The following is a 13307-nucleotide window of genomic DNA, read 5'->3' on the forward strand; positions in this document are numbered from 1 at the left end:
TTTGCCGCCGGGCCGTCCCAAGGCAAAAAGCGGCCCCCCTCGCGGGGGGCAGCAAGCCGCTTCATTTCAGCGCCATCGCCTCGGCGCAATGCGCCAGCGTCTGCCGCAGCAGCGCGTCCACGCCGCGCACCGATACGCCGTAGGTCCTGGCCACCTGGGCGCGCGTGCGCTCTTCTACCCGCAGCTCGAACAGCACGCAGCGGTGCCGGAACGGCAGGCCGTGCAGCGCCCGGTCCAACCGGGCCAGCTCGGAACGGGCCGCGGCTGCCTCGTCCGGCCTGGGCAGCGGATCGCATGACTGGCTCTCGCAGTCCATCGCCTCCAGCGGCAGCAGCCGGGATTCGCTGCGCAGCCGGTCCAGCGCCAGGTTGCGCGCCATCCGGTACACATAGGCGCCGGGCCGCAGCACAGGAGACGGCAAGTCCGGCCCGCCCAGCCGCAGCCAGGCATCGTGCAGGCAATCGCTGGCCAGATCCGGGCAGCCCAGGTCATGCGCCAGCCGGCGATGCAAGGTGCCGTAGTGTGCGGCCAGGTAGTCGCGCAGCACGCCGCCTGCCGCCTCGCCGCGGGCGGCAGGCCCCGCGTACCCCTCTTGCGCGGGCGCGGCATGGCAGAACGAGACGCTCATATCCATAGGGAACTTCCGTCAGTCGCGGCGAACACCTCCCCGGCCTGCCCCCGGAAGCGGGGACAGGCGCAAGAGAGCCGAAGGTGCGTGCGGCTATTGCGGTTGCCGCATGCGCTGGCGCTGGGCTGCGGTCAGCAGTCCGGCCTGCTGCGGATACACCGCGTCGCCCTTGCCGACGACCTGCAGCGGACTGGCGCGGTCGTAGCGCAGATGGGCCTGTTGCCCGGGCGGCGGCGCGGCCGAAGCGCCGTGTTGCGGCGTTTCCTCGCCAAAGCCCAGGATCTGCACGCTGATGATCGAGGGCAGGTTGCGCCGCGATTCGCTGCGCTGGCGGGCGATGACGTCCTGGGCCGAATCGGCCGCGGCAGCGGCCGCCGAACTGGCCGACGTCAGCGCGCCCGTGTTGACCGCCGCCACCTCGGGCAGGCCCGTGACCTCGCCCTGCACCTCGATGTTGGCCGCATTGAGCACCTGCAGCGCCGCCACGTTGAAGTTGCCCGCCACCCGCACGCCGGCGTCGCCGAAGTTGACCGTGCCCTCGGGCGCGACCAGGTCCACGTCGCCCTGGCCCACCGTGCCGATGCCGCTGCCGCTCATGTCCGAGCGCTCCAGGATCCGCGTGTGGCCGTCCTCGTCGGTGACGATGTCCGGCGCCGAGGGCACGCGCACCGTCTTGGCGCCGCGGCCGGCGTCGATGTCGCCCCGGCTGGACCAGATGATCTGGTCGCTGCCCTGGCCGGTGGCCTGCGGCACGAAGGACAGGATGCGCGAGCGGTTCACCGTCACGCTGTCCCGGGCGAACACGTTGATGTGGCCCGAATCCAGCGTCACCAGGCCCGCGCCCGGCGCCACGGTGGCGCCCAGCGCCGCCACCTGCAGGCCGCCGCCCGGGGTCAGGACCTGGATGTCGCCGCCGGCCTGGGTGCGCAGCGTCAGGCTGGTGGCCGCCACGCCGCCCTGCCAGCCTTGGCCTGGAAACAGCGTCTCGATGGCCGCATAGCCGCGGTTGTAGCCGCCGTTCTTCGGCAGCCCGCCCGTGCCCGGCAGGTTCTGGTCGCGGCCGGCATCGCGCAGCTCCTGCAGGAAGACCCGGCGCAGGAACTGCTGGCGCGCCGGTTCGGGCAGCTGCTTGAAGCGCTCCCAGGCTTGCAGCGGCGCCAGCTCCTGGCCGGTGACTTGCGCCACGTACGACACCAGCCCGCGGCGCACGGTCTTGTCCTGCCCGTCCGGCCGGCCTTGCACCGCGTCGGTCAGGTAGACGGGCAGCACATCGCCCTGGACCGGCTGCGTCAGATAGCCGGGCATGGATGCCACGCGCTGCGGGTTCAGATAGGCGTCGGCGAAGGCCTCGTAGGCGGGCGCCCGGTTCATCCCGGCCATCACCGTGATCGCCGCGCCCTGCTCGGGCAGGCCCAGCACCTGGGAAAGCGGCACGGGGCGGTTGTTGTCGTCGTAGCGCTGGTTGCCCAGGGTCGTGACGCCCAGGCTGCCGGCATAGACGTCGCGGCCGGCCGAGAGCATCAGCAGGCCGGGCCCCTGCACGGCAACGCCGTTGCCGACCGTGCGCCCGTAGACGGGCTGCATGGCCACGATGTCGTTGCCGGCCTCCAATAGCGTCGTGTCGCTGGGACGCAGATTGCGCGCCTGGACGTTGAAGCTGCGGATGTCGCCGCCGGTACGCACCCAGGTCTGCTCCGAAGCGTACAGGTTCAGCCCCGTGATCGACCCCGATCCGGCATAGATGCGGCTCGGCTCGTGGTCGCCGGCCAGCGGCAGGACTTGCGGGTTGCCGACGCGCAGGAAATACGCCGTGCTGTAGAACGAGGGGCTCATGTAAGCGCCGGGCTCGTTGCGCAGGGCCGCATCCATGTGGATCTGCTGATCGTAGCCGCTGCCGCCGAACGGCAGGTACGGACTGGGCATCATGCCGGGCACGGCGCGCGACATGATGATCTCGGCCACCGGCATGGGCCGTTGATTGTCCCCCACCAGCGCGTGCAGGCTTTCGGCCTGGCGCGTGTTGAACCGCACGTCCTGGTGCGCCAGCAGCCGCATGTCGTGGCGCGCCGACGGGACGACGTACATCGGCCCCTGGATCTCCAGCGAGCCGCTCAACGCGGCGGCGCGCAACTGCGGGGGAAAGAGATTGCCGCCCTTGCCGACCAGCGCGTCGAACTCCGTCGTGCTGGTCTGCAGCGCCACGTCGCGGAACACGAAGTCGGCCTGGTTGACCAGCGTTACGTTGCCCCCGACCGAGGTCAAGGCCAGCGAGGTGCGGTCGGTGTAGCCGCTCATGTAGGCGCCCAGGTCGGTCGATCCGCCCGGGCCGGGCGTCCTGCCGTCGTAGCCCAGGCGCACCATCAGCGGGTCGATGATGGCCTGCACGCGCAGCTCGCCCGTGGTGCGTACGGCCAGTTCCGCGTCGCCTAGCGCGAACACGGGCGCAATGTCGAACTCCCGGGCAGGCTGATACGACTTGCTCACGGCCACCCGATGGCCGATGTCGGTCATGCCCGCGGCGATGCGCCCCTGCCCGCGCGCCAGGTAGTACTGCCCTCCCCGGATCGCGCCGGCGGCCTGCACCGCCATGGTCCCGCCGTTGCGCACTTCCATGCGCATGGCCTCGTCGGCGCTGCGCCCGCCGCGCATGCGCATGTTGGTCGCCAGCGCCACCACCAGGTTGTCCAGGTCACCGCCGGCCTCCACCGTCAGATTGCCCCCGCCCAGCACGCCCAGGCCCTGGCCAAAGCCGCCGTGGGCGACCCACCAGCTCGATTGCTCGGCCGGCTCCTGCGTGTAGCCGGTGCTGTACGGACCGAAGTAGCCATCGGCATTGACGTTGCCCTGGCGCTGCAGCCATTCGACGAAGCGCCGGCCGGAATGCTCGGCCCGTATGCTGCCCTGCGCGCCGACATCCAGGTGCCCGCCATGCACGCCGTAGACGGCCCCGGGCGCCGCCGTGGTGAAATCGCTCCAGACCGTCGTGTCGCGCCGCCCGGCCGTGTAGAGGGCCGAATCCGCATGCGCCAGCAGCAGGTCGCGGCCGGCGCGCACGGCGATGTCCCCGGTGCCTGTGCGCACCAGGTGGCCCGCGCCGTCGCCGGCATCCTTGCTGCTGTCGGCCACTCCCACCGTGATCGTGCCCTGGTCCGCGCCCAGCAAGGCCTGCGGCCGCAGGGCCAGCGCGTCGGCCGAGCCCAGGTCGGCGCCGGCCACCAGCCGCAGGTTCCACGACTCGCCGGCCTGCAGCAGGCCGTCGCGGCCGGCCGTGTCAAAACCGTCGCTCAGGTGGCCGGCAAGATCCAGCTTGCCCGCCGCGCGCAGCGTCAGGCTGCCGGCGCGCGCGCCGGCGAAGTCGGTCCACAGGTTCCAGTCCGAGGCCATGGACAGGTCGCCGCCGCTGCGGATCTCGATGCCCGGCATGACCGCCCAGCCCCCGCCCACGCGGGCGGCGATGGCCGCGCCGCGTGCCGCGAAATCCTGCGCCTCGGCCACGGCCTGCGCCTTGACCGCATCGACCGACGCATTGTCGTAGATGCGCGTGCCTTCCAGCACCGCCAGGCGTGCGCCGCGCACCTGCACGCCGATCGCGTCCGCCGCCACCTCGCCGTTGTCGGCCGTGCGCGCCGCCCGCAGGCGCACCACGCCCTGCTGGCCGCCGTCCACGTCGATCAGCCCGGCCGGGGCTTGCAGCCGCCCGCCCGCCGCCTCCAGCGTTACGCGCCCGCTGCCCAGTTCGCCCGTGGCGCCGGCCAGCAGCTGGGCCTGTCCGCCCACGACGATGCCCGCGCCGCCGGTGATGCGGATCGAGCCGCCGTACGGCGCGCGCGCGTCCACCACGCCGTGGATGGACACCTTGCCGCGATCGGCCGTCAGGGCAAAGTCCTGCACGGTGGTCGCGCCGTCGATCAGCACGTCGCCTTCGCGCACGCGAAAGTGCCGCGCCCGCGAGAACCCGGCCTGGTCCAGGCGCGCGGCCAGCGCGCCGAAATCCGGCAGCGTGTCGATGTCCAGCGTGAATGCGCCCGCGCGCCCGCCCGCGCCGGCCTGCGCGTCCAGCGTGCCGAGCAGCGCCACCGCGCCGCCGTTGCCGGCCGTGACCGACAACTGCCCGGCATCGCCTCCGCCGGCCATGGCCGCCAGGTTCACCACGCTGCCGGCCAGCACGCGCACGTCGCCACCCAGCGAGGACAGGTTCACGCGGCCCGCATCGGCGTATTCGGTCTGGTCGAACATCGTGCGCGCCAGGCCCCCGACATCGATGCGCGCCGTCTCGGCCAGCACCAGGTCGCCGGCCGTGGCGGTCAGCGACACCGTGCCGCCCAGCATCGCCGCATGGCCGCCGAAATCGATGCTGCCGCCGCTCAGCGACAGGCTCGCGCCCAGGCTATCGGCCAGCGCCTCGGCCGGGGCTTGCGCGTCATGGCTGGCAAGCACCTGCAGCCGGCCCAGGGTACTCAAGGACTGGCTGGCGCCGCCACGGCCGGTCAGCAGCGGCGCGGCCACGGTGACCTGGCTGCCGCCCGCGTCCAGCCCGCCGCGGCCCGCGCCGACGATCTCGTCCGAGGCCTGCAGCATGACGTCGGCAAATCCGTGGATGGCCTTCTCGCCCGCGCCCAGTACCAGGCGCCGGGCCTGCAGGCTCAGCGCGCCCTGCCCCGCGTCCGGCTGCGCGCCGCCTTCGATGCCCGACAGGTTCTGCAGCGTCAGCGTATCGGCTCGCACCCGCACGTCGGCGCCCAGCCCGGCCAGCCGCGCGCCGTCGAGCACGACGCTTTGCAGGCCGGCGGCCGACAGGTCGACCGAATCGTGGAAATCGAAGCTGGAGTAGCTGCGCAGCGTCAGTTGGTTCGAACGCGCCAGCTGCGCCAACGCCGCCTGGTCCAGCACCATGCCCTGGCTGCCGCCGCCAAAGCCGATGCGCCCGGAGGCCACCGACAGGTCCGCGCCCGAGAGCAGCGCCGAGGCCGCCAGGTCCGTGGTGCGGGTGGCATCGATCAGCAGCGCCGCCCCGCCCGCCAGCTGCGCATCGGCGCCCACGCTCACGCGTCCGCCCCGGCTCGTGTCCACGCCCTCGCGCACCACGCGCGAAGGCGCGCCGTTGGAGATGCGGACCAGCGCGCCCCAATCGGCCGCCGGCGTGGTCAACACGTCGTCGGCGGCATCCTGCTCGTCGATCACGCCGTCCCAGTTGTCGTCCAGGTTGCCGTCCGGGTCGGTGTAGACCGCCTTCTGGCGCGGCGCCATGATTAGGTCTCCCACGCTCGCGCCGCTGCCTTCTTGCACCGCGATGCGGCTGCCCGCCTCGATGGACAGTTCCTCGCCGGCGGCCAGGATGATTTCGGGCCCGGCCAGCACCGAACCGGCATCGTTGCGCACGACGATGTGCGTGGCCGTCACGTCCACCCGCATGCCCTGCGGGTCGCCCGAACGGGTGCCGCCCACCAGCAGGCTGCCTGCGCCGAAGCCCGACAGCTTGGCCGCGTCCACCACCAGGTAGCCGTCGGCGCGCAAGGCCTCGGCCTCGCGGCCCGCGCCCACGATGGCGATCTTCTCGCCGGCGATGTCCACCAGCCCGCCCAGGCCGCCGGCGGCGGCCTGCGAACGCAGGCTGCCGTCCAGCAGCAGCCGCTCGCCGGCCTTGAAGACCACGGCGCCGCCATCGCGCGGCAGGCGCGGGGTGACCACGTTCTGGCCGCTCAGCCGGTACTGGGTCAGCTTGAAGGCGTCCGAGGAGAAGAACGCATTGGCGCTCGCCTCGTTGTATTCGGTATAGCTGCGCACCACGCTGCCGGGCAGCACCCGCCACAAGGAGCCGAAGGACTGGCTCGACCCATCGGCCGCGTTGCCTGCCCGGCCCTGCATCAGCAGCGACCCGTCGCCCAGCCTGGCGCCTGCGGCCCCGCCGGCGCCGGCCGCGACGTGGCGCCGGCCCTGGCCGCTGTCCTGCACGGCATAGGCGCCCGGCAGCAGCGCGTAGCGCGCCGGCAGCAGGGTGTACCACCCCGGCGCCAGGCCCTCGCCGCCGGACAGCCACACCTGCCGGCCGGCTTCGGCCGGGCCCTTGTCCGGTATCGCGGCGGAGCTGCCGATCAGGTCCGGATCGCCCGGCGACAAACCCTGGTAGCCCGGCAGGATCGCGTACATGCCCGGCCGCGTCAGCAGGTCGTGCGAACCGCCCGGACCCGGCACGAACTCCCAGGCGTGCAGATCGCCGCCGCCCGAAATATCCACCAGCGCGCCTTCGGTCACCGCCACCTGCGGCGCGTCCAGCGTGATGCGCTTTTCCGGCGGCGCCGCCATCTGGCGGTCGGCGGGATTGTCCGAGGCGCCCGGCCCTTCCAGCGCCGGGTCCAGCCAGTATTCGCCGTTGCTCAGCTTGCCGTAGGGCACCATCCAGGTACTGGCCACCGAAGTCAGGCTGTCCGCGCCCAGGCTCAGCCGCTGCGTGGCGGCCAGCTCTATCTGGCCGGCCGGCGCGCGCAGCGTGCCGTCCTGCTCGATCACGGGCGCTTGCAGGCGCAGGCTGCCGCCGGCCGACAGCGGCATGGCCGCCGGCGCGCCGTCCAGCTGCTCGATGCGTATCGCATCGGCCGCACGTATCGTGGGCCGGGCCAGCGTCATCGGATAGACCTGGCCGGCGCGCACCAGCAGTTCGCCGTCCACCGCCAAGCCGGCGGCAAGCCGCACGTCGTCGGCCTGCAACAGCGTCCGCGCGAAACCGGAGATGCGCCCGTCGCCGCCGATGCGTGCAGCCGTGCCCAGCCCGTTCGAACCGAGCTGGATCACCGCAGCCTGCAGCGACAGCTGTCCCGCCAGGCCGGCTTGCGCGCCAGCCAGCTCGGCCTGCTGACCCGGCTCCAGCCCTGAAGCCAAGGCAATGTACGGCGCGCGCAGCATGACCGTGCCGTCCCCGGCGGACGTAATGGGCCCCTCCAATGAAATCGACCGGCCCAGTGCCAGCACGATGGGATCGATCTGTATCGGCACGGTGGGGGCGCCCTGCAGCGCCAGGTCGGCCATGCCGCCTTGCCCGAACGCCGAGGCACGCACCACCAGGCTCGCGTCGCGCGGCGGCGTGAATACATCGCGCATGACATCCGAGCCGAAGTGATAGTCGCGGAACAGATCCAGCACGGTGTCGCTGATGCCGTAGTCGGCGGGGTTCAGCGGCTTGGACGCGGCTGGTGCGGGGCGGCTGTCCGAAAGAAAGAACCCGGCTGTTCCCTGACTGGCCGCGTGAGCGACGACCAGGTCGACGAATTCACGCGACAGTATGATGGGCGTTCCCCACCCGACCAGCAGATTGATGTCCCAGCCCACCGCTTTGTAGGGATCGTCAAATGCCCAGGTGCATTTGGACCAATCGCCCACGCCGCTGCAGTCCGGATCCAGCTGCTTGAGCAGATCCAGGATTTGGTTGGCCGGGTTCGCGCCACCGCCCGACGGCGCGGGCGCAGCGTATCCAATTGCCAAGGCACCGCCCACGGCGCCCGGCCCGCCCGCCTCGGCGCGCAGGCGGCTCTCGACGATGCCCAGGCCTCGGATCTCGATGCGGCCGCCATCGCTATCGACCCGCACCGCCTGCAGCCGGCCCTGCCTGCCGAATCCTCCGCCGGCCGGCACGTCGATCCAGCCGCTGGCGCCCGAGACGTCCACCAGCGCACCCTGCGCCAGGTTCAGGCTTTCGGCCTGCAGCGTGACCTGGCCACCGGCCAGCACGCTGCCCTGGCGGCCGCGCGCGCCGTCGAGCTCGATGACGGGCACGCCGCGCGCCAGCAGTTCGGCGCCGGGATGCAGCGTCAGGGACTGGACGTCGATCTCGATGCGGCCGGCGGGGGCCTGCAGCGTGCCATGCACGTTCACCTGGCCCTGCATTCCCGCCGTACCGTCCCCGCTCACACGCAGCGTGCCGCCCAGGTCCGTGGCCAGTATCGCGCCCGTCTCGATGCGCACGTCCTGGCCGTACAGCCACAGGCCGCCGGGCTCGCGCGCCAGCCGCTCATGGGCCGGCGCCGGACCGATGCGGCCCGGCGGCGGCAGCGGCGCGCCGGCGGGCGCGTCCGCATAGTCCTGCGGCAGCAGATTGACCACGTGCACATCCTGCCGCGCCGTGACGTTCTGCGGCACGGTGATGCGATGGCCGCGCGTGTCCACCACCAGCGAGCGGAAACCGCGGTCCGCGTACAGGGTGGCGGGCAGGTGCAGCACGTCGCCGGCGTCCTGCGCCAAGGTGCCGCCGATCTGCACATCGGCAGCCGCGACCAGGTCCAGTTCGCCGCCCGAGCCGGCCGCATAGGCGCGCAAGTCCAGGTTCTCCAGCCCGCTGTCCAGGCGCAGCCCGCCCAGCCGGATGCTGCCCGCGTCGCCCGCCCGCAGCGCGGTGCGCGCCCCGTCGCGGTATACCTGCCCCCCGCCCGAGACGTCGATGAGCGCGCCTTTCTCGATCCGCAGCAGGCCTTGGGGCAGGTTCCTGTTGATGGACACGCTGCCGCCGTGGATGGCCGGCGCCCGCGGCGCCGAACCCTCCTGATGAACGCCGAGCCACTGGCCGGCCACGTCCAGGCGGCCCGTGGCGGCCAAGGTCAGCGGCTTGCCGCTTTCCAGGATGATGGACCCGCCCGGCGCGCGCACCGTGCCGGCCACTTCGATGGCCGGCTCGCTGCCTTCCACGCGCCCCAGCGTCAACGACGCGCCGGGCGAAAGCTCCACCCAGGCGCCGGCCTCGATCGCCGAATCGTCGGTCACCCACAAATTGATCTCGCCCAGGCCGGAGGCGCTGAGCACCTCGTCGGACAGCCACGTTTGCTTGAGCCGCCCGTCGCTGGGCTGGCCCGTCTCCGACGCGCTCAGGTAGCGGAACCAGTCCGGCAGTTCCGGCGAATCGACGGCAAAATCCCCGGGCAGCAGCCTGGGCGCCGAGCCGATGAACAGACGCCCCAGCGACCAGGTGGTGTCCGCCACCGAGCTCGCGCCCACGGTCAGCCGCCCGCCCACGTGCGGCGCTTGCTGCGCAGCCTGCCGCTCGCCGGCCGATACCCCGCCCCATACGTCGCCTTCGAGCACGATGTTGCGGCCCGCCTTGATCTCGATCGCGCCCGCGCCGCGTCCCTCGGCATAGCCGCGCTCGTAGCGGCGCCTGCCCAGCAGCGGCGAATACCAGGCCTCGGTCACGCCCCAGCGCGCGGACTCGCGCACGTACTGGCCCGCAACGCCCACGTAGATCTCGTTCTCGGGCGCCGAGCCGATGTTATAGATGCGTCCGCTGGCCGCGCGCAGCATGGTGCTCCGGTCATAGCCGCCGGTATAGCGCACCGAGCCGCCCGATACGTCCATGAAGGCGCCTGGGCGCGTGATCACGTCGCCGTTCTTGGAGACCAGGGTGATGGTGCCGCCTTGCGTGGACAGCTCCTGCAGGTCGGTCTTGCCCACGCCCACCCAGCCTGTCATGTCGCCCAGGCGCGTGCCCACCCACGCACCCGGCACGATCTCGCCGTCCTCGCCCGTGACCCATTGCACGCCGCTCATCGGGCCGCCGGCGAACACGCCCGCCTTGCGCCGGTCGATCACCAACTTCTGGCCGCGCAGCCAGCCGTTGCGGTTCAGCGGCGAGTCGCGCAGCTCGTTGATGCGGAACTCGGCCTGCACGAAGTTGCGCTCGGTCGGCACCAGCACGTCCTGCAGGCCGCCCACGCCCAGGAAGGCGCCGCTGTCCAGGTAGATGCGGTTGCCGTCGGGCTCGGCAAGCACGAAGGCAGCCCGGTAGTCCTGCTGTATTTCGAGGGGCAGGCTGGCCGAGCGCACGTCGATGTCGCCGGCCGGCGCCCACACGCTGGCATCGCGCTGCACGTTCACGATCTTGCCGTACAGCGACACGCGGCCCGGATCGTAGCGCGTGGCCAGCGCCGCCAGCTCGATCTCGCCGGTGTCGTCCGGATCGGGCAGGATGCGCGCCACGCTGCCGGGCGCCAGCGTCAGCATGCCGGCGTCCCAGCCGAGCATTTCCTGCACGCCCTGGCCTTCGGAGTAGGCGTAAAAGCCCTGCCCCCAGGCCCGCAGCGTGATGGAGCCGTTGCGGTTGTTCAGCGCCGTCGTGCTCAGCAGCACGCCGCGCTGGTTGACATCCATGGACTGCAGCGTGATGTTGCCGCGTTCGGCCGTGACCACGCCGTCGTTGACGACCGCGTAGCCCACCTGTGCGGCGCGCTCGCGCATGGCCGGCAGGATCTCGTCCTGCATCTTCTGCTTGAAACTGATGTTGCCGTCGCGGGCGAACGCGTCGTTGAAGTGGTTGTAGGTGAACGCGCGCGGCGCGGGCGCGGCCACGGCCACGTCCAGCCCGCGCACCGCATGCAGCTCGCCGTCGTTGGGCGATTTCAGGTAGACATTCTCGCCGGCGGCCAGGATCACCTGCCCGTCGGGCGCGGAAATCGTCCCCGCGTTGCTCACCTTCGGACCGAACAGCATGATCTTGCCCGCGCCGTGCGCCTGCAGCCGCGCGCCGGCCTGCACCGTGACGTCGCCCGGCACGGGACCGGGATCGTGCGGCTCGCCCACGAAGAAGTTCAGGGAGTCGGGAAACTCGCCCAGCTGCGGGATGATGACGTCGTTGCCGGCGCCTCCATCGATCCGCGCCGGATTGTTGATGCCGCGCAGGAACTGCTCGTCGGTCAGCTTGAGCGAGGCCGCCAGCAGGTTGCGGGTATTGACCTGGCTCGACCCATGGAAGATCACGCCGTTGCGGTTGATCACGTAGACCGAGCCCTCGGCCTGGATCTGCCCGGCGATGCGGCTGGGCCGCCCGCTGGGGTCGTTGACGCGGTTCAGCACCGACCACGTGTTGCCGTCCTTGGCATCGTTGCCCGCGCTTTGGTCAAAGCGCACCGTGGTGTCGCGGCTGACGTTGAAGGTCTTCCAGTTCAGGATGGCCTTCTGGCCGGTCTGCTCGATGGTCACTTCGGTGTGCTGGCCGTGCCTGCGCTGCGTCGGCGCCTTGGCATTGAGCCAGCCCGCATCGGCATCGGCCTGCAAGCCCCCTTCGGCCAGGCCGTCCGGGATGTCCGAGGGTGCGGCCAGCGCCTGCTCGCGCGCGGCCGCCTGCTCGGCCTGGCGGGCGGCGATCGTCGCGGCCGCGCGGTTGACGCTATCCATCGCGCGCTGCAGGTTGGCGCGCTCCATCTGCTGCCCGCGCGACAGCGCGTGCGGCCGCGCCTGCATCGCCCCGGGCTGGCGCGCAAGCTGGCTCTTGCCCCCCGGGACGGCGAACCACGCCCCGCCCGCCCGGGAAGCCGCCTGGGCGTCGGCGCCCAGGCCCGCCCCCGCAGCCGCCAGGGCGATTGCCAATGCCTGTGCCGCCGGCGCCAGCGCAAAACGCCCCGCCTTGCGGCGCAATCCCGTCTTCGATCTCCGTCCCTGCATGCCCATGGCCATCTTTCCCTTCGTCCAGTCCGTGCAGGGCTGCCTGGTCGCGGCAGCCCATGTGTCAGGAGGACGCCAGCCCGGCCATCGGTCCGGTGCTGGCGCGCCCGCTTGGAGATAAACGTGCCAGCGCATCGGATCGCGCAATTTTTTCGTGTCGAGGCGGCTGCCGATGACGGCCGCCGGGCCGTGGCGCCGCGTATCAGGCCAGGATGAGCACCCCGCCCGGCAGGGAGCGCGCGCGCAGGTCGAACATGTATTGCAGTTGGGCGACAGCCCGGTCCAGGGCTGCGATCTCGAAGCTGCCCGTGACGGCCTGGCTGCGTGCCGCCGCGTTCATCAGCACGATCCGGCTGGTGCGATAGCGGTTGATCTCGTCGATGACCTGCGCCAGCGGGGCCTGGCGAAACACCAGCACGCCACGCTGCCAGGCGGAGACCATCTCGGGATCGATATCGACGGGGCTGCCCGCCGCCAGGTCGTCATAGACCATCTGCTGGTGCGCGTGCAGCACGCGCGCGCCAGCCGGGTGGATGACCTGGGTGGCGCCGGCAATGCAGGTCACGCACACGCGGCCGTCCAGATGCCGTACTTCGAATTGCCCTGTCTGGGCCTGGCTGCGGCCCACGCCCGCCGTCACCGTAAAACGGTACCCGCCGGCCAGCTCGACCGCCGCCTCGCCGGCCAGCAGGTCCACGCCGACCACGCGCCCGTCGACGAGCGCCCGGCGCAGGCTGGTGCGGGTATTGAGCGTGACCTGCACCCCCGGGGAGACGGCCACCGCGCGCTGCTCGCCCGCGGCGGTGCGGTAATCCGCGCCCCATTCCGACGCGGCCGGCCACAGATCCAGGGGCGGGTGGACGAGCGCGACGGCCACGGCGCCGGCCGAGGCGGCCGCCAAGCCCAGGAAGGCGCGCCGCTGGCGCGTGCGCGCACGTTGCGCGCGCTCATAGGCCTGGATCATGCCGGGCTGCTCGCGCAGCAGCCTGCCCGCGGACGGCTTCAGGCTGTCCCAGCGGACCTTGACCTCCTTGTAGGCGGCCTGGTGCGCCGGGTGGGCCTGCACCCATTGCCGGAAGCCCTGCATGTCGGCATGGGAAACGTCCTCGGCGGTCAGCCGGCGCAGCCACTCCCACGCCTGCTGGCGCAGGGTATCGGACGAAGCCGGGCCGTTGCCCGGGGACTGCGAACTTTTCATCGTGAAATGCCGGCCCGTGCAAAATCGGAGCGAGTCATACTGGTTAAACGTGCGGGCGCGCAC

General features: G+C 72.0%; 3 protein-coding genes. All 3 read right to left on the bottom strand.

From position 1 onward, the window contains the following. Positions 1–61 precede the first annotated feature (61 nt). The 3 genes from V8Z80_RS17650 to V8Z80_RS17660 all read right to left on the bottom strand — a co-directional run bounded on the left by V8Z80_RS17650 (position 62) and on the right by V8Z80_RS17660 (position 13244). Positions 62–634, bottom strand: coding sequence for an RNA polymerase sigma factor (locus V8Z80_RS17650; RefSeq protein WP_336062964.1), 573 nt, complete (start codon positions 632–634; stop codon positions 62–64). Positions 635–721: 87 nt separating this feature from the next. Beyond that, complete coding sequence (locus V8Z80_RS17655) at positions 722–11971, bottom strand: filamentous haemagglutinin family protein (RefSeq protein WP_336062965.1); 11250 nt, start codon at positions 11969–11971, stop codon at positions 722–724. 277 nt (positions 11972–12248) lie between these two features. Continuing rightward, positions 12249–13244, bottom strand: a complete 996-nt coding sequence (locus V8Z80_RS17660; protein WP_336062966.1) for a FecR family protein — start codon at positions 13242–13244, stop codon at positions 12249–12251. Between the last annotated feature and the right edge of the window lie 63 nt (positions 13245–13307).

The organism is Orrella sp. JC864 (assembly GCF_037026685.1).
Taxonomy (GTDB): domain Bacteria; phylum Pseudomonadota; class Gammaproteobacteria; order Burkholderiales; family Burkholderiaceae_B; genus Orrella.